This window comes from Zymobacter palmae (assembly GCF_003610015.1).
GTDB classification, from domain to species: domain Bacteria; phylum Pseudomonadota; class Gammaproteobacteria; order Pseudomonadales; family Halomonadaceae; genus Zymobacter; species Zymobacter palmae.
Genome location: NZ_AP018933.1, coordinates 441,042 through 463,808, shown reverse-complemented (window position 1 = coordinate 463,808; position 22,767 = coordinate 441,042). Strand labels below are relative to the sequence as shown.

Below are 22,767 nucleotides of genomic sequence, written 5' to 3'. Positions count from 1 at the left end.
TACCTGCAAGCCCCCCATCGTGCAGAGGTGCACGCAAGGAAGTTTCTTTTAGGAAGCAACAGATAACGCTCCCGATTATGCTGCGACACTATAACGAGTCGGCATATCTACCTATGTGCGCTAGCATTTTCCATCCAATGTTGGCAGAAGGACCTCGTCATGATCGCTGACGCATCATCGGCACCGCCGCCTCGTTACCTACTGCTTAACCCACGCCATCAAGACCCTCAACACCTAACGAGTGCAAGCGACGTAACGCCTGACAAAGGGTTATACGTCATTCACCAGCCCCACCTTAAGCAGCCAGCACACTGGGCGCTGCGTCTTATTGATCTGCACCAGCGCCCCGACATCAAAGAACAGGCGACAGAATGGCTGAAGACCAAACGCTGGCCCCGCGAAACCTTCTGCGGCTGGCTTGTCACAACGGCCTCTCCGCTAACGCTGGTAACTCACCTAGAAAGCCAACTAGTGCAACATACAGCGGACCGGCGCCGCATGCTGTTGCGTTATTTTGATCCCCGTGTACTGGATCAACTCGAGCATATTCTGGATGACGGCCAGCGCCGCACATTGATGGGCCCCGTGACACATTGGACACTGTTAGATGCCCATTACACACCACACACGTTGGTATGCCCTTCAACGCGACAGCCTCTTCGCTGCATTGACCAGCATCAATGGCAGGCTATTGGCTATACAGACGAGGTCGAACATGTTCGCCGCGCTTGGATGGATTATATCGCCCCAGTGCGTTTGCCCGACGACCATTACCACATCATTGAGGCTTGGTTAGCCATAGCGAACCAACAAGGATTGGATGACAGCACCGACCGAATCACCTTCACACTCATCGGCACACAGCTGCGCTGGCGCTTTGATGCAACGCCAAAATTTCACCAGTTGATGATGCGCCATCGAACCGAAGGTCACCCGCTTACTGCCATGCTCAATGCCATGACCGCTAAAGAATGGGCCCTTATAGAACAGTGGACACCTCGGGAGCCTTGCCCCGCATGACAACGACACCAGATAACACGATTAACCTTTCACGGCTCTGCGCGTGCTCACAGAATGTATCCCATGCCCACAAGCCCAAGAATGGCTGCGAATTCTGTCAAACGCGAGGGCTACCCATTCTGCCTGTACGCTATGCAGTTACAGCCACCCACGAGTCCCATCTTTCCCAGCTATCACCACCGCCAGCACTCGCAAACACTGCATTCGAACAGCATCATTACACGCTGCGCCTAATGCGCACAGGCTACCTCTATCTTTATGATGAAGCGCATGACCGCTGCGCAGGCTGGTTTATCACGCCTGATGCCAAATTTTTCCACTACGCATTAAGTGATACCAACGAAAACGGACTGCCTTGCCTTGTCAGCAATATTCGCAGCGATGAAAACAAGAACACGCTGCTAACGTGTAACGATAAGAGCCATCATTTACTTGCCTCAATGATTCGTTGGCCACTCAAAGGCTGTAGCCGCTTATGGATGACGTACAGCGAGTTACCCATTCCGACCAAAACACTTCAGACGCTGGTCAAACAAAGCGCATGGCGATCAGCCAATATGCAGCCCTTTGATGCGCAGGCATGGTCCAACGGGCAGTTCATACAGGAAGGTGCCTTCAAAGTAAGCCAGGCTAGTCCATATCTGGCAGAAGCCAACTCTACTCAAGGTACGACGTATGATTGTCATCCATTCCAACCAGACCCCTTATTGGGCAAGGGGCTCGAGCTTCAGAAAAACATTACAGAATTCTTCACCCAATATGGCCAGGCAAATAATCAGCAAGGGCTAGTCATGGCGTTACGCGATGACATTGCGATCATCGAAACTCTAAACCATGATCGCCATCGTCCCGAACGTATCTTGCAAAGCGCCATTGGCAATCCCGACAGCGAATTACGGCCATTGAATGCAAAAGACTATGAACGTCGTCGCCAACTGCAGTGCTACTGTTTGCTGAATATTCTGAATGACAACGAGGTACAGAAAGGCCAGCAAGAAATCGATAGTTATAACGAACGCTATAAGACTCCAGCAGGTCGCCATGAATTAGCGCAGCCAATAGTCAACGCCATGGCGATGAATGGCGCTCTCATCATGGATGAGCAAGATTATCTACAAACACCCGAGCAACATGCAGACACTGTTCATAAGGAAGTCGAAGAAAATCAAGCCAATATTTATGAAAATGCTTCTGAGTACATCAATATAAAGGCATTTAAAGAATTCAAACGTTACTACGAAACCGCAGTAGCCACCCGTGATAATGACCTACTAGCGAACGATAGGGACTATTCATCGTTTTCCACGGCGGCTCTTAAAGAAATCATGAGCGCCTTTTCATGGTTGAGCGATTATCCCCTCCTCGCTGCATCATTCATGTCTATTCTCTTACGCTGCATACAAGGCAACGTTATGACGCCTGCCAGCAAAGAACTGTGGGACAAGCAGCTGCTACCTGCTGATTCTGTAGGCATTATTGTCAAGACGCTAGGTCTACAAGATGATGCTCTTGCCGAAAAGCTGATCAAAGAATTTACCGCAACAGAAAACGATTTCATTGATCAACTTGTTAAGTCCAAGAACATTCAAAAAGTCCTCAAAGAGGCAAAAAGCTTCATTGACGGCCTCATTAAAAAGCTCAGCAAACAAGCTAGTACAGCACTGATACAAATGGGCCCAGGCGCATTTGATGCCTCCGGACAGAAGCCCCATGTATGGCGCTATGCCAGTGTACGCACAGCCAACATATTGCGCTTGGACGCCAATGAGCCGCTTTATGTTGCCATCAAGGTCACGATGCCTCGCAGTGAAGGTATCAATTTACTGCTGGCGCTTCCCGACGAGGTTCATGCAAACCCGGAAGCACTTTTACCCAAAATGAAAGAAGTGACTGTCAATAAAGACAACGAAGGCAGAATTACACGCATTAGCAATAAGCCGTGCAATCATATTGCAGCACCGCCTAATGAAGAAAAACTAACGCTGACATTGCTGGTGACAGAGCAAGATAAAAAAGAATCCCTCCGTTCCGGCACGACCTATGATGCCTATCAGGATCCCAAAACAGGCGTTTATAGCGTGAATGTAGAAGGAACTAGCGAAAAAACGACTATTAATTCAATGCGCTTCGCACGCCTTAAAAAAGGCATGGTGAATATTTTGCGAGCTGAATCCAATTATTCAGCAGCGAGTGCGTCTGTCGGCATGCTATTCGCATTCTATGCCTTCGGAGAGGCACTAATTAAAAAAGATAAAACAGCAAAAGATTGGGTATCCCTCAGCAGCAGTTTTCTTGGGGTTATCAAAAGCGGAGCGACATGGCGAGATGCAATTGCAAACGCTATTCCCGAAGAGGAAAGAGTAGGGAAACTTGTCCTGTGGAGCGAGACGGCTTGGCTAAAAAGTATTGGCCATGGCATCAATATTTTTGGCATTATCGGCGCTCTTTATGACCTCGATCAAGCCATTCAAGCGCAACGCAATGGTGAATCTGGAAGAGTTGTTGCATCAGCCTACGCATCAGCAGGATTAACTGCCATTGGTATAGTATTTACGTATATTCCGCTACCGTTTGGAATCGGACAGATAGTGGGTATACTGCTTATGTTATTAGGTGCATTTGCTGCATGGTGGGGCATTCAAGCGCTGACACTTGAGCAACGCATGTGGTTTCACAGAAGTGTCTTCGGACTTCCCGGAAAATACTACAATGCCGAGCACTTTGGCGGTCAACCACCCGCCGAACATGCACCTGACAGCGCACAGCTTTCATATCACAAGAATGCTCTGAATGACGAGATGTTAGCCCTAAGCTTGCTAGTGCAAGGAATCAAGCTAGAAATTGACTATCAGGGAATATTTAGCGGGCAAAATATCAAGAAAGCCGCCATCAATTCACTTGGCGTAGCAGGCACTGTCTATAATACGCTAACAGATGATCACACAACCTCTGTCACTATAAAAATAACCATCCCTATTGAGTTGGACTGTATAATACAATTAAGCTTAGCATCTCATAATATTGCCGAAAAAAGAGCATCTGATGACAATTTAAAGTCAGAAGACAGTTATATAAAAATAGGGAACTCGGTTGAGAAACACCAAACTATTGATATCAACATAATGAATAAAGAACCATTAAATTATAAGACTACAGAACATGAGCTCATAATAGAAAAAGAGTATACCGTCAAGCTGTATAATTCATATCCTATTACTTTATCTATTGCGGATACAAAGGACATTCATTATGTCATTGCAAAAGACAATTATATTATCAATGCTACCCGCTAAGGTAGCACTTTCAATTTATATAGTTTTTATTAGCAGCATTTCCCAAGCTCAGATACTCTATGCTACCGAAGAACAGAAAACAGATGCTTTTTTCAATGAAACAGCGGATAATATTTCTGCGGGAATTTTAGTCAACGACCCTCATTATATATACTTGCAGCTGCTACATGATTTAAAAAGCCCCACAGATAAAGAAGAGACGATAATAAAATTAAAAAAACTTGCGGACAATAATATAGCAGACGCGCAATATAGCCTATATTTAATCATGCAACAAATAGATTCAAAAAACGTATCAAAAAAGGAAGCCTTTAATTATCTTGTAGCTTCAGCAAATGACAATTACACGCCTGCTCAAAAAAAATTATCGACATTGTATCTTTTTGGGAAAGGCGTTGATAAAAGTGCTGAAAAATATCATTTCTGGCAAGAAAAGGCAGCTCAACAAGGCGACGCGGATGCAATGATCTATGTAGCACGAAGCTATTTTTCTGGCGAAGGAACAATGCGGGATGATACCAAAGGTTTTCAATGGGTAATAAAGGCGCTAAGCACGCAAAAAAGTCGCTTCAATGACTGGGATATGCTCGCACAGTTATATGAGCAAGGCCGCGGCACTCCCATCGACCTTGTTAAGGCCTACATGTGCTACGACCTTGAAGGCACTGCGGGTATTGATGAAAAAGCCCGCATTGCACCGCGTATGACCGAGGCAGAACGTGCAGAAGGATTGCGTCTATCACAAGAGTGGCAAGAGCAAAACCATTCCTATACGTTCCCAGCCTTAGGGCTTGAGCATCAGCCTGATGGCAGCTACCGTCATCGATGAATTTGATAAAACCGATGTCGCCTATAAGGACTTTGCATAATGTGTGCTCCCTAGCATCTGGTATCACATTTTGCATCATACAAAAGACCCCGAACCAACCAGATGGCAGGCGTCGGGGTCTTTTGTAGAAGCTGTTCGGCAAGCATTGCGGCATGCGCTTGCGCGTTCAGCCCTTTCTCTTAATCGTCTTTATTGGGCAGCGTGACGTTCAGTTCAAGCACGGAACAGTCCGCATCGCGATCAAGCGTGATGTTGATGGCATCCTGATCGACTTCGACATAGCGACGAATCACTTCCAACAGTTCGCGTTCCAGCATCGGCATATAATCCGGCTGGCCACGCTGACCGCGTTGATGGGCCACGATGATCTGAAGGCGCTCCTTGGCAACGGATGCCGTCTTCTTGCGCTCGCCTCGCAGGAAATCGAGTAACTTCACCGGCGACCTCCCCCGAAGACACGACTCAGGAAGCCTTTACGCTGCACTTCATGGAAACGAAGCGGTACGTCGTTGCCCAGCAGGCGTTCAACGGTATCCATGTAAGCTTGGCCTGCATCGCTCTGCAGATCGTGGGTTACCGGAATCCCTTGGTTGGAAGCACGCAGTACGGCCTCCGACTCGGGAATCAGCCCCATCAGGTCAATCTTGAGGATATCCTGAATGTCTTCGAGGTTGAGCATATCGCCCGTGTTAACACGGCTCGGTGAGTAGCGCGTGATCAGCAGGTGCTCCTTGACCGGTTCGTCGCCCTGTTCTGCACGGCGCGTCTTGGCTCCCAGCAACCCCAGGATGCGGTCGGAGTCGCGGACAGAAGAGACTTCAGGGTTGGTGACGACGATCGCTTCATCCGCGAAGTACATCGCCAGCTGTGCCCCGCGCTCAATGCCGGCCGGAGAATCGCAGACGATGAAGTCGAATTCACCGCCCAGTTCTTCGAGCACCTTTTCGACGCCGTCATCGGTCAGTGCATCCTTATCACGCGTCTGTGATGCCGGCAGGATGTACAAGCCTTCAACACGTTTGTCGCGAATTAGGGCCTGCTGAAGCTTGGCTTCACCCTGAATCACGTTGATCAGATCATACACAACGCGACGTTCGCACCCCATGATCAAGTCAAGGTTACGCAAGCCCACATCGAAGTCGATGACGACAGTACGGTTACCTTTGAGCGCCAGTCCCGTGGCGATCGCGGCAGCGCTGGTGGTCTTGCCAACGCCACCTTTTCCTGAAGTTACTACGATTATCTTGGCCAAGGTCTGTTTCCCGTAAAAGAACGCTTGTTCATTTCATTAACACATAACGGAAGGATGCTGCCTAATAAACGTATGGTCATCCGTGGATGTTCATCTCTTTGACAGCAAATTACGGCCAGCATCCCTCTCATGATGAATCGCTGCCATGTCGATCAGGACAGCGGCGAAATTTCCAGCTGGTCGTCCGACAGTTTCACCTGAACATGCTGATTGATGAGTCCGGGTGGAATGTCTTCGAGCCGCTTGTAATTTCCCGCGATGGAGATCAGCTCGGCGTGCAGTTCGTGGCAGAAGATACCCACGTTGTTGTGCCCATGGATACCGGCCAGCGCACGGCCACGTAGTGGACCGTACACATGGATGCTGCCTGCGGCCAGCACTTCGGCTCCCGCATTGACCGCGCCAACGACGACGAGATCACCCAGCGGTGCGCTGACCTGCTGTCCTGAACGCACCGTACCACGGAAGATGCGTCCATTGGAAAGCTCGACCTCTTCAGGTACTGGGCGGGCTTCCGGCTGAGGCTCCGGAGCCGTCTGCGTTTCGACCGGCTGTGGCCGGGCAGGCTGCGGCGGGAACCACGCCATGCCCATTGCCCACACGGCCTGTTTGACCTGATCGTTACCACCACGGAATGCCATAGGCAGCAGCTTGTACTCTCTGCACAGCGCGCACAGTCCTTCTAATGGCAGCGGGTCGTTGCTGCGCACATGCTCCACGCTGATCACTACCGGGGTGTTCTGAAAGAAGGCGGGAGACTGAGACACCTTCCCGGCCAACTGGGATTTGATCTGATCCAGATCCGCACTGGCCAGTTCCAACACGGTCATGGGCAACATGCCGCCCTTGAAGCTGAAGGCAGCGTCTACCGTTTCCATCTTGATCATTCCCTGCTCCACGTCCTGATCATGAGCTGCTGCGCACCCGGTGCGCGCGTCCATGAACCATTCTACCCATGTCCGCCGCTGCCTTGGTGCAATTACTGTCCATAATTAGAGAAACTATCCCTATCACTGTAACGGTAGCATAATTTTGCAAATAAACGCGCCGCGCGTTGACAATTTCTCAAAAAGGCGTAGAGTGTGTCTCACGTTGATGCGGGGTGGAGCAGTCTGGTAGCTCGTCGGGCTCATAACCCGAAGGTCGTTGGTTCAAATCCAGCCCCCGCTACCAAATACAGGAAGATGGCTTAGGCGGTCTTCCAGAAGAAGGGAAGTGCTTTCGAGCACTTCCCTTTTTTCATTTCTGCCCATCATCATGCTCTACGCTTTTTCTTGCACGACACGGCAACGCCATATCCTATGCCTCACCGTCGGGATACCCGACAGATACTCTTTCCTTAGCATAACCTACCGCTTCCGCTCGCAAAGCGCTTTTACCGCGCGGCTATGCACGGCTGTTTCCAGTACAGCAGATGTCAGGAATGTGCCTCGACCATCAGCTGCTGAGTCAACCAATGGTCAATTTCATCCATGACCGTGCGCTCAATGCCGTAATATCCGTGTGGACTCAGCGCTCCGCATGCCCGCGAGGATTTCTGTGTTCCGCCATCAACCTGCATGACCTGAACATTAGGACTGGCGGTCAGGGCCGCGGCTAGGCGGGAAGCATGGTCAGGCGGGGCGACCCAACAGCGGTCCTGCCGATTGGCCACAATCAGCACGGGCACGCTTACCGTAGAGGGTGATGCGTCAAAGACCGTTTCACCGCTACGTCCTTTCACAGTTACCGATTCGGCCAGTACGATGCCTTTTATATCGGGGATATGTGCGGCGACATTCAGTGCGGCAATGCTGCCTTGGCTGGTGCCGATCAGAAAGATCGGTAGCGAGGACTGCTGCCGAAGGCTGCCAATTATGCGCGAAACGTCCTCAGCATAGGCCTGCGTATGGCGCTGCCCCCGCAGGTTGCAATGGTCAGGGCTATCCGGCAAGGCCACCGCATAGCCGTGCGCCAGCCAGTCTGCGCGTGTTCTTACCGTAAAGTCGCGTGCATGCCGTGGCTGCCCCGCCTTATCAAGACCGACACGCCCAGAGCCACCGGGCAGCATCAATAGAATGGCAGTGGGATGCTCAGGCGCGCTATAAACCATGCGCAGCAATTGCCCATCGGAGAGCACCAGCGTTTCTACACGCGAAGACGCCACTGCCGTGGATACCCACAGCATCAGTGATATGCCGAGCCATTGGAGACAGCGGTATCTTCTCTGCACTTGGGCCTTCCTCACTGAGGATAAAATGATGTGATGCGCTACCAGCGAGCGCCGTCATGATTCAGGCGTGCACTGATGACTTTCGCCGGATGAACAGCATACCCAGAACTACCCCGTCGTCTGTCATATCAAACAGCCCTGACGCTTTCCCGACAGTCTGTCGAACTGATTCTGGTGCCACCGTCATACTCCTCGGCTTGTGCTTCCATAACACCCATTTTGGAAAACACACGCTTTGCCACATCTATGACACCACTACGACAGGGTATTAACAGTGAAAATAGCCGGCGTCACAGGGGGGACGCGACAGTATCCCCGCGTTCTCTTTTGTCGCATTACAGCCTCTCGGCCATACACTTATCTTCCCCTTCTCATCATAGCCTGAGACAATATTGCCAATTGCAGAAGATAATAATTCTCGTTAGCTTCATCATACGAGAGATAACGCGGCGCAGGCTGGCGTAACTCTTTCGCATGCCTGCGTTATCTGCTCATGCCACTCCGGCGTGGGCGGTTCTTTCTTTTCAGGAGGCTCTCATGCAGATGGCATCATCTCGTGCAGCACATGCCTATCAGGTCACCGGCTTCCATGCTGACATCCACCCCGCTTTCCGACAGCGACTGCTGGCAATGGGGCTGCTGCCGGGCGCAACTTTCCGCGTCATCCGCACAGCTCCGCTAGGCGATCCGGTCGAAATCGAAACGCGTCGGTCGCGTCTAGCGCTACGTCGCAAAGATCTTCAACTGCTGCTCTTTCGTGAACATGACGCACACGCGGCCACCCGCGAAGCCGCCACTCCCTCGCACGCTTTGTCCAACAGCACCCAACTGACCTGACCCTATACCATGAGCAGTCTGACCATCGGCCTGATCGGCAATCCCAATGCAGGCAAAACGACCCTTTTCAACCAACTGACAGGCGCTCATCAACGGGTCGGCAACTGGCCTGGCGTAACCGTCGAACGCAAACTGGGTCAGTTCAGCACCCAGCAGCACGCCGTGACACTCGTCGACCTGCCCGGTGTCTATTCACTGACGCCCAATGCACGTGACTCGTCTCTCGATGAGCGTGTCGCCTCCAGCTTTCTGCTTGAACACCAACCCGATGCCATCATTAACGTTGTTGATGGCGCCAACCTCGAACGTAATCTCTACCTGACGCTGCAGCTGCGCGAGCTGGGCGTGCCCTGCATTCTGGCGCTCAACATGCTGGATATCGCTCAGCGCCATGGCATCGTCATCGACCAGCAGAAGTTGGCCGAGTTTCTGGGCTGTCCGGTCGTGCCACTGATTTCTTCGCGTGGCCGAGGCGTAGACAAGCTGCATGACGCCATCGACACGCTGGTCACACTGTCACCCATTGAGCTACAGATCGAGTACGATCCAACGGTCGAAGACGCGCTGCGTATGCTCGAACAGGCGATGCCTCAGCACTATCTTCCCCAGCAGCAACGCTGGCTGGCCTTGCAGATGCTGGAGGGCGAAGAGCACCTGCCAGCGCGTGTTGGTCAGGCCGCTCATCTGATGCCGACGGTCAAAGCACATCTTGATGAACATCAATGTGATGCGCCGCTGCTGATCGCCGCCACACGCTATGAACAGATCAATCGCCTGCTGAGCGATTGCACCACCCAGCAGCAACAACAGCGCGGTTCCTTTGATCGTGCGCTGGACCACATTGCCCTCAACCGCTGGCTGGGACTGCCCGTATTCCTGCTGGTGATGTATCTGATGTTCTTCATCTCCATCAACGTGGGCGGGGGCATACAGCCACTGTTCGATGGTGCCGCGTCCACCGTGTTCGTTGATGGCATTCAGTGGCTGGGGTATCAGCTCAGCTTTCCCGACTGGCTGACCATCTTCCTCGCGCAGGGTATCGGCGGCGGTATCACCACAGTGCTGCCACTCATCCCACAGATCGGGCTGATGTACCTCTGCCTGGCCTTCCTTGAAGACTCGGGTTACATGGCGCGTGCCGCCTTTGTCGTTGATCGCGTGATGCAGGCACTGGGGCTGCCCGGAAAATCGTTCGTACCGCTGATCGTGGGTTTCGGCTGCAACGTACCTGCCATCATGGGGACTCGTACGCTCAACTCGCCACGCGAGCGACTGATGACCATCATGATGGCACCGTTTATGTCCTGCGGCGCACGGCTGGCGATCTTCGCTGTCTTTGCGGGCGCCTTTTTCTCACAGCACGGGGCCAGCATCGTCTTCTCTCTGTATCTGCTGGGCATCGTGGTCGCACTGTTCACTGGTTGGGTACTGCGCCACACCCTACTTCGGGGTGAAGCGCAACCGTTCGTGATGGAACTACCGCCCTACCATTGCCCACGGGTCGGCAGCCTACTCATCCAGACTTGGCTGCGTCTCAAGGGGTTCGTACTGCGTGCAGGGAAGGTCATTGTCTGCGCGAGCATTGTGATCGGTGGGCTGAACAGCCTGTCGATTACGGGCAGGCCGGTCGACGGTCGCCTTGACCAGTCTGCGCTGGCCTCGGTCAGCCAGTGGATCACTCCGGCACTCCAGCCCATTGGCATCGCGCCCGATCACTGGCAGGCCACGGTCGGCCTAGTCACAGGGGCCATGGCCAAGGAAGTGGTTATCAGTACACTCAACACACTGTATACCGCTGACAGCCTGCGCGAAGAGCCGTTCGATCCCGAAGCCTATAGCCTGTGGGATGGTTTAAAATCCGCTCTGACGGATACGCAAGATGGGCTGGCGAACGCATTCTCGCTGCAAACCCTCAACAACCCAATCGAAGGCAGTATGGGCGATGGCTCCATGGATACTAGCACCATGGGCATCATGGCATCGCACTTCGGCAGCGGCATCGCCGCCTACAGCTACTTGATCTTCGTGCTGCTGTACGTGCCGTGTGCATCGGTCATGGGCACTATCGCTCGCGAAACAAGCGGCCGCTGGATGCTGTTTTCCATTCTGTGGGGGCTGGACATGGCCTATTCCGTGGCCACGCTGTTCTATCAGCTGGTGACCTTTGCCGATCACCCGTTGTACAGCAGCCTCTGCATCGGAGCCGTCGTGGTGGTCAATGCCTTACTGTTGCTGACCATGCGGCAGCGTGGAACACATATGGAAACGCTACCGTCGCATATCACCGTAGGAACGTCTTCGTGCTCGCACTGATTGAGCAGCTGCGGAACGCACCGTCAGGCATCTCGGCCGAAGCACTGGGCAAAGCAACTGGGCGGCCCCTTCCGTTGGTGACGGCCATGATTGAGCACCTCGAACGCGGTGGCCGAATTGAGCGCGTTGCAGCTGATAGCACCTGCTCCGTTAGCAAGCACTGCCGCCACTGCCCCGACAGCCAAAGCTGTGTGGTGCCTCTATTCCGCTTGCGTACTTAGCCTCTCAATTATTTCTCACCTTCCAGAAACGACACGTCCGCCTTTCCCTGACGAGAGAAAGGCGGACGTTCTTATTGGTGGGCTTTGGTGCCCGGTCACCGCTGCGGGTGTGATCAGCTCAGTGTGACAGCAGCCGTGACAGGAACTGCTGGGCGCGCTCGCTGCGCGGCTGTTCGAAGAACTGTGCGGTCGGCACATCTTCAATGATTCGGCCTTGATCCATGAAGACCACGCGATCAGAAACGTGACGCGCAAAGCCCATTTCATGGGTCACGCAGATCATCGTCATCCCCCCGCTAGCCAAATCTCGCAACACGTCCAGCACTTCACCCACCATTTCGGGATCCAGCGCGGACGTTGGTTCATCCAGCAACATGCAGACAGGATCCAGCGCCAGCGCTCGAGCAATGGCCACTCGCTGCTGCTGACCACCAGACAGCTGCGCCGGTCGCTTATCACGCTGTGACAGCAACCCGACACGCTCTAGCATCTGCTCGGCGCGCTCGACGGATTCAGCCTGTGAGCGATTCAGCACTTTGCGCTGCGCCAGCGTCACGTTGTCGATCACACTGAGGTGCGGGAACAGCTCAAAATGCTGAAAAACCATACCGATACGCGAGCGAAACGCAGCTAAATTGCGCACAGACTTAAGCGATTGCCCTTCGACGATAATGTCACCGCTATCGAACGGTTCCAGCGCGTTCACCAGCGTGATCAGCGTGGATTTACCCGAGCCAGACGGCCCACAAATAACGACAACCTCGCCTTCCGCCACATCGAGGCTACAGTCGCTCAGCACCTGGAAATGGCCGTAGTGCTTGCTGACATTCCGAATACTGATCATACCGTTTTTCCTGATAGCGTCTTGCGAAGGCCTACCGCCAGTACGTCCAGCAGCGAGCAGCAGATGAAGTAAATCAGCGCCACGAACAGATAGATGACCGCGGGCTGCGTCATGACGGTGTTACTGACCTGACGCGCCAGAAAGGTCAGATCGGCCGTGCTGATAATGTAGGCAAGCGACGTATCCTTGATTAGGGATACCCACTGATTGACGAACGACGGCAGCATGCGAGGAAGCGCCTGTGGCAGGATCACGCGCCCCATGACCTGCGGCCACGACAGCCCCAGCGCCTTACCTGCACGCCATTGCCCCTTGGGAATACTGTTGATACCCGCAGCCACGCTGTAGGCCAGATAGGCTCCACCCACCGTTCCCAGCGACAGCGTAATGGTCAGCATTGGCGGTGTAGTGCCATGCACCCCGACCAGCTTGGGCAGCACGAAATACACCACAAAGATCAGCATCGCAATGGGAATGGAACGAAAGAACCCCAGTATCGGGACGATAATGATGCGTGCCCAACGCGGGCAGCAGGCTAGCATGATGCCAAACACAATACCGACAACAGCGGACAAAGCCCCCGAGGTCAGACTGAGAATGGCCGTAATGGCAGCGCCCTGCAGCGGCCCTTCTGGCCACAGGCCCACCATGAAATAGCGGAAGTTGTCGACGATGACGGATAGATCCATGACTTAGTTCCTCCGTCCATGCAGCGGCGTCATACAGGCTGTCAGGATGGCATTCAGCAGTTCGACAACGCCTACTGTGGCGATATAGAGCACGGTCACGATACCGAACAGCTCAAAGGTACGCTGGGTCGCATCATTGATCATCCCGCACACGTAAAACAGCTCGGCATAGCCGACCGCCATCGCCAGTGACGAATTCTTGATCGCGTTCATGAACTGGCCCATCAATGGCGACACTACCGCGCGCAGCGCCTGCGGCAGGATTACAGAGCGCCAAGCCTGCCCTGATGTCATACCGAGCGCCTGCGCTGCACGCCACTGCCCCTTACTGACCGTGGCCACTCCAGAACGGCACTCTTCCGCTACATAAGAAGCGGTATAGAGCGTCAGCCCGATCAGCGATGCTAAGAACTCCCACGAAGGGCTTTCCCACACCGTGCCGAACAGCGTCCATTCGGCCGGCGTCATCAACACCAGACGCACAGACTGCGGCAATAACCCAGGAAAGGCGAAATACCAAAACAGCAATTGCACCAGCAGCGGGGTATTGCGGAACAGCGCCAGCCAACCGATAGCGATGCCACGTACGGGAGCCAGCGGCGACATGCGGGCAATGCATAGCAACAGCCCCAGCACCAAGGCTAGGGCAATCGATTCAATGGAGAGCACCAGCGTACATTGCAGCCCGGACCAGATCATGTCCGTGTACTGCGGGGCCAGTGGCTCTCCCCAGAGTGACAGCACGCTCATTTGGCAGCGGCACCTTCTACCGGTGCGGACTGACCGATGCGGTAGTTGCGTGTCAGCGGCGTGCGGCTGTCCGGCCCGAACCATTTGTCATAGATGCGCTGTGCTTCACCGTCTTTCTCCAGCGCCAACAGCGTATCGTCGACTTCTTTCTTCAGTGCGGTCTCACCTTTCGGAATACCGACAGCGATTAGGTCGTTGGACAGCGTCAGCGGCGGCACTTCGTAGTCGTCACGGTCAGGAACGGTCGCCAGCAGACCAACCAGTTTGGTGCCGTCCTGAGTGATGGCCTGCACGCTGCCGTTGCGCAGAGCGGCGAACGCAAACGGCGTGTCGTCGTAGGCAATAACCTTCGCTTTCGGGAATTTCTCGCGCAGTACGCCTTCGTTCACGGTGCCTTTGTCCACACCGACACGCCAGCGATTAAGGATGTCAGGCGAGGTCAGCGTACCTTTGCGCACGATGAACTGCTGACCAGAAGCAAAATAGGGAATGCTGAAATCGACCTGCTGAGCACGCTCAGGCGAAACAGTGAAGTTGGCCGCGACCAGATCCACCTTACCCGACACCAGCAACGGCATGCGGTTGGCAGGATTGGTCGGCACCAGCTTCAACTTCACGCCCAGATGTTTAGCCAGTGCCTTCGCGTAGTCGACATCAAGGCCGTCTAGCTGGTGGGTCTTGGTATCAATGAAACCGAAAGGCGGGTTGCCATCAAAAGTCGCTACCTTCAGCTCCCCTGCACGGCGAATGTCATCCAAACGATCGGCATGGGCCAGAGGGGCCAGCACGCTCAGCGCTGCTGCGGCGATAAAAGGCAGTAGTTTCATAGGGTTGATCCTCGCCATGGCTAGATGGAATATTCATGTAAGCAATGAACTATTGATACCACGCGAGGGAACATACCTGAAGGAATGAATTCGAAGGTTTTTATTCACTGATGGAATAAAGGCGCTTAAAAAGACAGAGGCATGTCGTATGGAACAGCGTCTCATCATCACGCTGAAATGACAATGCCCACCATAAGGTGGGCATTGAAGGGTACGACAGTAGAAGAACCGAAAATCAGTTCTTCGCTTTGTCGACCATCTTGTGAGCAGCGATCCACGGCATCATCGCACGCAGCTTGGTGCCCACTTTTTCGATCGGGTGTTCAGCACCGATACGACGGCTGTTTTTCAGTCTCGGGAAGCCAGCCTGGTTGTCCAGGATGAAGTCGCGAGCAAAAGTACCGTCTTGGATGTCTTTCAGAACACCGCGCATAGCGTTTTTGGTGTCTTCTGTGACAACTTTCGGGCCAGTGATGTAGTCACCGTATTCAGCGGTGTTGGAGATGGAGTAGCGCATGTCGGCCATACCACCTTCGTACATCAGGTCAACGATCAGTTTCATTTCGTGCATACATTCGAAGTACGCCATTTCCGGAGCATAACCTGCTTCGACCAGCGTTTCGAAACCTGCCTGAATCAGTGCCGTAACACCGCCGCACAGTACCGCCTGTTCGCCGAAGAGGTCGGTTTCAGTTTCTTCTTTGAACGTCGTGTGGATGATACCCGCACGGCCGTTACCGTTGGCAGAAGCGTAGGACAGCGCGATGTCGCGCGCCTGGCCACTGGCGTCTTGCGCGATAGCGATCAGCGCCGGAACACCGCCGCCCTGCGTGTAGGTCTGACGAACAGTATGACCCGGCGCTTTCGGCGCGATCATGATGACGTCGAGGTCAGCACGCGGTTCGATCTGTTCGAAGTGAACATTGAAACCGTGAGCGAATGCCAGTGCTGCGCCTTCTTTCAGGTTCGGTTCGACATCGCGGTAGTAGATCTGTTTCTGATTTTCATCAGGGGCCAGAATCATGACAACGTCAGCGCCTTTAACGGCTTCCGGTACTTCCTTGACGGTCAGACCAGCGGCTTCGGCTTTTGCCCAGGACGTAGAGGTCTTGCGCAGTGCGATAGTAACGTCGACACCGGATTCTTTCAGGTTGTTGGCGTGCGCGTGGCCCTGAGAGCCGTAGCCCAGAATGGTGACTTTCTTGCCCTGGATGAGAGAAAGATCACAATCCTTGTCGTAGTAGACCTGCATGATGACTGTTCCTGTCTGCTGAAATTATGGGTCCGTTTGTACGGTTAGCGTTGTACAGCGGGATGGAAACGGTACATGTGAGCACAACGGGTTACAGCGCCAACACCTTGTCACCGCGAGCGAGACCTGCAACGCCAGTGCTTGCTGTTTCAAGCACGGTGGCAGGCGCCAGTGCCTGCATGAAGGCACTGATCTTTTCAGCGTCCCCTGTGATCTGCAGGGTATAGACGCTGGGGGTCACATCGACAATCTGAGCGCGGAAGATGTCCGCCGTGCGTTTGATTTCGGCACGCATTTGCCCAGTCGCCTTGACCTTAACGAGTCGAAGTTCACGTTCTACGTGATTGCCTTCGGTCAGATCCACCAGCTTGACCACTTCGATCAGCCGGTTGAGATGCTTGATGATCTGTTCAATGCGACGACGATCACCGGTCGTCGTCACGGTCAGCCGTGACAGCGAGGGTTCTTCAGTCGGCGCGACGTTCAATGTCTCAATGTTGAAATTGCGCTGTGAGAAGAGGCCGACGACACGCGACAGGGCACCCGGTTCATTCTCAAGCAAGACTGAGATGACATGTCGCATTACACAACCTCCGTATCCGATACGCGCATTTCGTTCATGGCCCCACCCGGAATCTGCATCGGATAGACCTGTTCGGACGGTTCGACGGCGATATCCAGCATGACCAGTTCGTTCGGGTCGCGGAAGGCGTCTTCGAGCGCCGCTTCGAGTTCGTCGGCTCGCGTCACCTTAATGGCGCGGAAACCGTAGGCACGGCAGATCAGATCAAAATCGGGCGTGGTCTGCATCAACGATTCGGAATAGCGACCATCATAGAACATGCCCTGCCACTGGTGCACCATGCCAAGGAAACTATTGTTCAATGCCACGATTTTGACAGGGATGTCGTACTGACGGCAGGTACCGAATTCCTGCATCATCATTTGGAAGCTGCCTTCACCCGTGAAGACGACGACCGTCTGATCAGGGCAGCCGACCTTGGCCCCGATACCCGCCGGGAAACCGTAGCCCATCGTTCCCAGTCCGCCCGAGGTCAGGAACTGACGCGGACGTTCACAAGGGTAGTATTGGGCCGCGAACATCTGGTGCTGACCCACGTCAGTAACAACGATCGCCTTACCTTCGGTGATGTTGTAGACCGCCTCCACGACCTGCTGAGGCTTCGGCTGAGCATCGCCTGTTGCCGGCGTGTAGCGCCACTTCGTGGACTGCTGACGGACATCGTCGATGTGCGCCCACCACGGTGCCAGTGCTTGGCGGTAGTCGTCGAGGGCACGGCCCTTCTGTTCGTCCGCCAGACGGCTCAGCTCGGCTAACACATCGCTGGCACTGCCCACGATCGGGATATCCGCCACGACAGTCTTAGAGATCGCACTCGGGTCGATGTCGACGTGTACGATTGTGGCATCGGGGCAGAACTTGCGTACGTTGTTGGTTACGCGGTCGTCGAAACGCGCGCCGATGCAGAAGATCAGATCGGCTTCGTGCATGGCCGTATTGGCCTCGACGCTACCGTGCATACCCGGCCAGCCCAACGATTGGCGATCCTTGCCCGGGAAGGCACCGATGCCCATCAGTGAAGTGGTAACCGGCAGATCGAAGCGACGTGCAAAAGCGGTCAGTGCTTCGCCTGCATTGCCGGAGATGACCCCACCGCCAGCGAACAGCACCGGACGGCGGGCTTCGAGCAGTGCGCTGAAGGCCTTACGAACCTGCCCGCCATGCGGACGTACGGTGGCCTGATAGGAACGCAGATCAACCGAACTGGGCCAGACGTATTCGAAAGTCTTGTCGATGGCCGTCATGTCTTTGGGGATGTCGATGACGACAGGGCCGGGACGACCAGAACTGGCAATATAAAAAGCCTTGCGGATGATGCCTGGGATCTCGCTCGGGTGATGCACGGTGAAACTGTGCTTCACGATCGGACGTGTCACACCAATGATATCCGTTTCTTGGAATGCATCTTCACCAATCAGGTGGCTCGCGACCTGACCACACAGCACCACCATCGGAATGGAGTCCATGTAAGCCGTGGCAATACCGGTAATGGTGTTGGTGGCCCCTGGGCCAGAGGTCACCAATACTGCGCCAGTCTTGCCTGTCGCGCGGGCATACCCGTCAGCCATATGGGTAGCGCCCTGTTCATGGCGTACCAAAATATGCTTGACGCGATCCTGCCGATGAAGGGCATCGTAGATATGCAGTGCCGCACCGCCCGGGTATCCGAAGAGGTATTCGACCCCTTCGTCCGCCAGCGCGCGAACCACCATATCTGCACCGGATAACATTGTGCTCACGTTGTATTCCCCTTTGCAGGTCCAGTCATCATCACATGTCACTTTGGGCAGAAAGCGGTCTACTGTTCTTGTCCGCTTCCGAGCATGCCAAGCACCGTAAATCCCAACCGTTACTGCTGAGCGAAGGCGCCTGGCCGATGGCCCTGACAAGGGCTCTTGTTGTTGCCTTGGGTATTAAGACTCCAATAGTAGCCACTATCTGTCAACACCGTGCCCAAAATAAGCCAATAAAAGAAATTTCATTTAAAAATACGCCAACAACAAAAACAATATGCTCAAAATCAAAGAAACAGAAGCATAAAATGCCTTTGCAGAAAATCCGTATTCATACCGCACTGCGCCCGTGCATGAAAGCACCATTATGGGCAGCGCATACCTTATAAACTGCCACAGCCCGCACGGTAACGCCACTTAGGGTTATGAGAATATAGCGTTGGTATCTAGCGAGAGCAGCCGAGCCCTTCGCTTCCCAACCATCGCGTTGTTATGCAGACCACCCCGCCTGTGCACGAAGCCATCCACATGCTCTACCAGATTATCTGCCCATCTCTTTGATTAATAAGCCATTGTAATGAAATAACAAAGTGCTAGATCGAAACGCTTGATAACGTCCGTTCAGATGAGCAGCCACGCCATGCCCGGTGCCGCAGCGACCTAATAAAAATCCCCCAGCGCAGGGGGATAAACTGCGCTGGGGGAAAGTGGAGACCTCGCCAAGAGGTCTCATCAAGTGTAGTCACTCATATTCGCGACCGCGAACAAGCGTATTCCGCCACACGCCAACGGTGCACCACAACACCTCATAGCATGCCGATTCACATACACATCATCGACATCACTATCCCGTCATGAATGCGGGGATGCCCTCGCACGGAAGAGACTCACGGAAGCATTTCTATGCAGCGCCTAACTCATGCAGGCCATCGACGTCATCACATGATGAGCACCCACCTTGGTATGCAGCACAGACATAGAAAAGGCTCGTTTAAGCGCGACCAAAGCCCATGGCCTCGTGCAGGTCATACTCTCCATGGCGGGTAGATGCGGGGGCAGTATCGTAAAGGAGACCATGCACAGCCGTGTTGCGCCACGCGGCAGCAATGCAGAATGCAGGGGCGCGCCATCCACACCATGAGGCATCGCTCGGTATCAGAAGCGAAGACAGGCTTGGGAGAACCTCGGTGCCATGAGCGCAAAATAAGAAAGCCCCTACTCCGCAAAGAGCAGGGGCTTTCGATCGGCCGAGTCGCAGGACTCAGTGGCAAAGCTTAGCTATTCAGTACCAGCTCACCATCGCGCACATCGACTTTGACGGTCGCACCCGGGGCGTACTTGCCGCTCAACAGCGCCTGCGCTAGCGGGTTTTCAAGCCGCGTCTGGATAGCGCGTTTCAGCGGACGCGCACCGTAGACGGGGTCGAAACCAGCGTCGCCCAGCAGATGCAACGCATCGGGTGTCAGCTCGAGTGCCAGGTCGCGTTCCGCCAGACGGCGGCGCAGACGATCCAACTGGATGGAGGCAATCCGCTCGATCTGATCTTTTTCCAGCGGGTGGAACACCACCACTTCGTCGATACGGTTGATCAGCTCGGGGCGGAAATGCGTGCCCACGACGCCCATTACGGCCGCCTTCATTTCACTGTAGCTTTCGTCCTTGCCGGCATACTGCTGGATGATGTCAGAGCCCAGGTTAGAGGTCATGACAATCACGGTGTTGCGGAAATCGACGGTACGCCCTTGCCCATCGGTCAGGCGACCATCTTCCAGCACCTGCAGCAGGATGTTGAACACATCCGGGTGTGCTTTTTCCACTTCGTCCAGCAACAGCACGGAGTACGGTTTGCGTCGTACGGCTTCGGTCAGGTAGCCGCCTTCTTCATAGCCAACGTAGCCCGGAGGTGCACCGATCAGGCGAGCAATAGAGTGTTTCTCCATGAACTCGGACATGTCGATGCGCACCATGGCTTCTTCGGTGTCGAACAGGAAGCCCGCCAGCGCCTTGCACAGCTCGGTTTTACCGACCCCGGTCGGGCCGAGGAATAGGAACGAACCGTTCGGACGATTCGGGTCACCGATACCGGCACGGGAACGGCGCACGGCATTGGATACCGCTTCGACCGCTTCATCCTGACCGATAACGCGCTGATGCAGCGCTTCTTCCATGCGCAACAGCTTATCGCGCTCACCTTCAAGCATCTTCGCGACCGGAATGCCCGTCCAGCGTGAAACCACTTCGGCAATTTCTTCTTCGGTCACATTGGAGCGCAGCAGTTCCAATTTGCGGCCTTCCGCTTCGCTCGCTTCGGCGATCTGGGCTTCCAGCTTCGGAATCACCCCGTACTGAATTTCGGACATTTTGGTCAGGTCGCCCTGACGGCGCGCCGCTTCGAGGTCAATATGGGCCTGTTCCAGCTTGGACTTGAACTCGGCAGCGCCCTGCAGACTGGCTTTTTCAGACGTCCAGACCTGTTCGAGGTCGGCATATTCACGTTCCAGATCGTCGATCTGCTGTTCCAGCACCTCAAGGCGTTTCTTGGTGGCCTCGTCGGTTTCGTTCTTGATCGCTTCGCGTTCGATCTTGAGCTGAATCAGGCGGCGTTCCAGGCGGTCCATGGATTCCGGTTTGGAGTCCATTTCCATGCGGATGCGCGATGCCGCTTCGTCGATCAGGTCGATCGCTTTGTCAGGCAGCTGGCGGTCGGTGATATAGCGCGTAGACAGTTTGGCCGCCGCGATGATCGCACCATCGGTGATTTCTACCCCGTGGTGCACTTCATAGCGCTGCTTCAGCCCGCGCAGTATCGCGATGGTGTCCTCTTCGGACGGCTCGTCGACGATCACTTTCTGGAAGCGACGTTCCAGCGCAGCATCCTTCTCAATGTACTGACGATATTCATCGAGCGTGGTGGCCCCAACGCAGTGCAGTTCGCCACGCGCCAGCGCTGGTTTCAGCATATTGCCCGCGTCCATCGCGCCATCGGCCTTGCCTGCACCTACTAGCGTATGCAGCTCGTCGATGAACAGGATCACGCGGCCTTCTTCCTTCGCCAGCTCGTTGAGCACCGCTTTCAGACGCTCTTCGAAGTCACCGCGGAATTTGGCTCCGGCCAGCAGCGACCCAAGATCGAGCGACAGCACGCGCCGGTTCTTGAGGCTTTCCGGCACTTCACCATTGATGATGCGGCTCGCCAGCCCCTCAACAATTGCTGTTTTACCGACCCCCGGTTCACCGATCAGTACCGGGTTGTTTTTGGTACGACGCTGCAGCACTTGGATGGTGCGACGAATTTCGTCATCACGCCCGATCACCGGGTCCAGCTTGCCTTCGGCCGCCCGTTTGGTCAGATCGGTCGTGTATTTGTCCAGCGCTTCGCGGGATTCTTCCGCAGCCGCATCGTTCACTGTCTCTCCTCCGCGGACGGCATCAATAGCCTGACGCAGCCCCTGTTCGCTCAGTCCAGCACCTTTCAGTGCTTTGCTGAGGCCATCGTTCATCTGCAACGCCGCCAGCAGGACCAATTCGGTCGCGACATAGCGGTCGCCGCGCTGCTGCGCTTCACGATCGGCCAGATTGAGCAGACGGCCCAGCGACGCGCCCATCGTGACGTTGCCATCGAACTGCCCAACGGTCGGTTCCTTGTCCAGCTCGGCATTCAGCACTCGCTCGACCACTGTCGGATCGGCACCTACACGCTGTACCAGCGAACGGATACCGCTGTCACGCTCGTTCAGCAGCGCTAACAGTACGTGAACGGCTTGGAGCTGATTGTTGCCGCGGCCGACGGCAATCGACTGAGCTTCGGACAATGCATTCTGTAGCTTACTGGTAAGACGATCGAGATTCATACGCACCCTCCTGAGCGCTGTGGAGGCATAGGCAGCCTGTCACAGCAGCAAGATTCCGCGCCATGTGGCGCATGTCGACAGAAGACACCTGCCTTGATATCTAGCGTAGTCCGATACGACGAAAGTGGGCGTAGCGACTGCACTGAGCAGATGACCTGTGCTTTGAACCAGTAGATGGGGATGCCGCGAGGAAGGATCAAGATCAGATTCGAAAGAAAAAGGCAAGGCGCACGCACTCACTGATTATTCACGTGTAACGCC

Annotated in this window: 19 protein-coding genes and 1 tRNA gene; 8 read left to right on the top strand and 12 right to left on the bottom strand. The window is 54.5% G+C overall.

Annotated features, from left to right (window positions below):
* The first annotated feature begins 159 nt into the window (after positions 1 to 159).
* The 3 genes from ZBT109_RS02085 to ZBT109_RS02075 are packed head-to-tail and all read left to right on the top strand — an operon-like array spanning position 160 to position 5,142.
* On the top strand, positions 160 to 1,020 hold the full coding sequence (locus ZBT109_RS02085) for a DUF4123 domain-containing protein (RefSeq protein ID WP_027704617.1): 861 nt from the start codon (positions 160 to 162) through the stop codon (positions 1,018 to 1,020).
* Positions 1,017 to 4,313: a T6SS effector BTH_I2691 family protein gene (locus ZBT109_RS02080; RefSeq protein ID WP_145984466.1), complete on the top strand. Its 3,297-nt coding sequence runs from the start codon at positions 1,017 to 1,019 to the stop codon at positions 4,311 to 4,313. Before ZBT109_RS02085 ends, ZBT109_RS02080 begins: the two co-directional genes overlap by 4 nt.
* Complete coding sequence (locus ZBT109_RS02075) at positions 4,270 to 5,142, top strand: tetratricopeptide repeat protein (protein WP_120185317.1); 873 nt, start codon at positions 4,270 to 4,272, stop codon at positions 5,140 to 5,142. Before ZBT109_RS02080 ends, ZBT109_RS02075 begins: the two co-directional genes overlap by 44 nt.
* A 179-nt stretch (positions 5,143 to 5,321) precedes the next feature.
* Here ZBT109_RS02075 and minE read toward each other — a convergent pair whose 3' ends face one another.
* The 3 genes from minE to minC form a co-directional block, all read right to left on the bottom strand.
* Complete coding sequence (minE, locus tag ZBT109_RS02070; protein WP_027704614.1) at positions 5,322 to 5,579, bottom strand: cell division topological specificity factor MinE; 258 nt, start codon at positions 5,577 to 5,579, stop codon at positions 5,322 to 5,324.
* Positions 5,576 to 6,394 carry a septum site-determining protein MinD gene (gene minD, locus ZBT109_RS02065; protein ID WP_027704613.1) on the bottom strand — a complete coding sequence of 273 codons (819 nt, stop codon included), beginning with the start codon at positions 6,392 to 6,394 and terminating at the stop codon, positions 5,576 to 5,578. Before minD ends, minE begins: the two co-directional genes overlap by 4 nt.
* 152 nt (positions 6,395 to 6,546) lie before the next feature.
* The gene (minC, locus tag ZBT109_RS02060) at positions 6,547 to 7,281 is read right to left on the bottom strand and encodes a septum site-determining protein MinC (RefSeq protein WP_027704612.1); all 735 of its coding nucleotides are present in this window, start codon (positions 7,279 to 7,281) and stop codon (positions 6,547 to 6,549) included.
* 209 nt (positions 7,282 to 7,490) lie between these two features.
* On the opposite strand from minC, the gene ZBT109_RS02055 reads away from it, so the two are divergent.
* Positions 7,491 to 7,567: transfer RNA gene (locus ZBT109_RS02055), tRNA-Met, on the top strand.
* 244 nt (positions 7,568 to 7,811) lie between these two features.
* On the opposite strand, the gene ZBT109_RS02050 is transcribed toward ZBT109_RS02055, so the two are convergent.
* On the bottom strand, positions 7,812 to 8,606 hold the full coding sequence (locus tag ZBT109_RS02050) for an alpha/beta hydrolase (protein ID WP_197714360.1): 795 nt from the start codon (positions 8,604 to 8,606) through the stop codon (positions 7,812 to 7,814).
* A gap of 537 nt (positions 8,607 to 9,143) precedes the next feature.
* Here ZBT109_RS02050 and feoA point away from each other — a divergent pair.
* Genes feoA through ZBT109_RS13695 form a run of 3 tightly spaced genes read left to right on the top strand, consistent with a single transcriptional unit; the run spans position 9,144 to position 11,977 of the window.
* Positions 9,144 to 9,443, top strand: coding sequence for a ferrous iron transporter A (gene feoA, locus ZBT109_RS02045; RefSeq protein ID WP_051523679.1), 300 nt, complete (start codon positions 9,144 to 9,146; stop codon positions 9,441 to 9,443).
* A gap of 9 nt (positions 9,444 to 9,452) precedes the next feature.
* Complete coding sequence (feoB, locus tag ZBT109_RS02040; RefSeq protein ID WP_027704610.1) at positions 9,453 to 11,756, top strand: Fe(2+) transporter permease subunit FeoB; 2,304 nt, start codon at positions 9,453 to 9,455, stop codon at positions 11,754 to 11,756.
* Positions 11,744 to 11,977 (top strand): FeoC-like transcriptional regulator, encoded by a 234-nt coding sequence (locus tag ZBT109_RS13695; protein ID WP_027704609.1) that lies wholly within the window; start codon positions 11,744 to 11,746, stop codon positions 11,975 to 11,977. The genes feoB and ZBT109_RS13695 overlap by 13 nt, the downstream gene beginning before the upstream one ends.
* Before the next feature lie 118 nt (positions 11,978 to 12,095).
* Here the strand turns inward: ZBT109_RS13695 and ZBT109_RS02030 are convergent, their stop codons facing one another.
* From ZBT109_RS02030 to ilvB, 7 genes are all read right to left on the bottom strand, one after another.
* The gene (locus ZBT109_RS02030) at positions 12,096 to 12,821 is read right to left on the bottom strand and encodes an amino acid ABC transporter ATP-binding protein (protein ID WP_027704608.1); all 726 of its coding nucleotides are present in this window, start codon (positions 12,819 to 12,821) and stop codon (positions 12,096 to 12,098) included.
* The gene (locus ZBT109_RS02025) at positions 12,818 to 13,510 is read right to left on the bottom strand and encodes an amino acid ABC transporter permease (RefSeq protein WP_027704607.1); all 693 of its coding nucleotides are present in this window, start codon (positions 13,508 to 13,510) and stop codon (positions 12,818 to 12,820) included. The genes ZBT109_RS02030 and ZBT109_RS02025 overlap by 4 nt, the downstream gene beginning before the upstream one ends.
* 3 nt (positions 13,511 to 13,513) lie before the next feature.
* Positions 13,514 to 14,260, bottom strand: coding sequence for an amino acid ABC transporter permease (locus ZBT109_RS02020; RefSeq protein ID WP_051523678.1), 747 nt, complete (start codon positions 14,258 to 14,260; stop codon positions 13,514 to 13,516).
* Positions 14,257 to 15,087, bottom strand: coding sequence for an ABC transporter substrate-binding protein (locus ZBT109_RS02015; protein ID WP_027704606.1), 831 nt, complete (start codon positions 15,085 to 15,087; stop codon positions 14,257 to 14,259). Before ZBT109_RS02015 ends, ZBT109_RS02020 begins: the two co-directional genes overlap by 4 nt.
* A 235-nt stretch (positions 15,088 to 15,322) precedes the next feature.
* Positions 15,323 to 16,339: a ketol-acid reductoisomerase gene (gene ilvC / locus ZBT109_RS02010; protein ID WP_027704605.1), complete on the bottom strand. Its 1,017-nt coding sequence runs from the start codon at positions 16,337 to 16,339 to the stop codon at positions 15,323 to 15,325.
* A 91-nt stretch (positions 16,340 to 16,430) separates the two neighbouring features.
* A complete protein-coding gene (ilvN, locus tag ZBT109_RS02005) occupies positions 16,431 to 16,922 on the bottom strand; it encodes an acetolactate synthase small subunit (protein WP_027704604.1) in 492 nt (163 codons plus the stop codon).
* Positions 16,922 to 18,652 (bottom strand): biosynthetic-type acetolactate synthase large subunit, encoded by a 1,731-nt coding sequence (ilvB, locus tag ZBT109_RS02000; protein WP_027704603.1) that lies wholly within the window; start codon positions 18,650 to 18,652, stop codon positions 16,922 to 16,924. The genes ilvN and ilvB overlap by 1 nt, the downstream gene beginning before the upstream one ends.
* A 146-nt stretch (positions 18,653 to 18,798) precedes the next feature.
* On the opposite strand from ilvB, the gene ZBT109_RS13500 reads away from it, so the two are divergent.
* On the top strand, positions 18,799 to 19,044 hold the full coding sequence (locus ZBT109_RS13500) for a hypothetical protein (protein ID WP_145984465.1): 246 nt from the start codon (positions 18,799 to 18,801) through the stop codon (positions 19,042 to 19,044).
* 885 nt (positions 19,045 to 19,929) lie between these two features.
* On the opposite strand, the gene clpB is transcribed toward ZBT109_RS13500, so the two are convergent.
* Positions 19,930 to 22,506: an ATP-dependent chaperone ClpB gene (clpB, locus tag ZBT109_RS01995; protein ID WP_027704602.1), complete on the bottom strand. Its 2,577-nt coding sequence runs from the start codon at positions 22,504 to 22,506 to the stop codon at positions 19,930 to 19,932.
* Positions 22,507 to 22,767 lie beyond the last annotated feature (261 nt).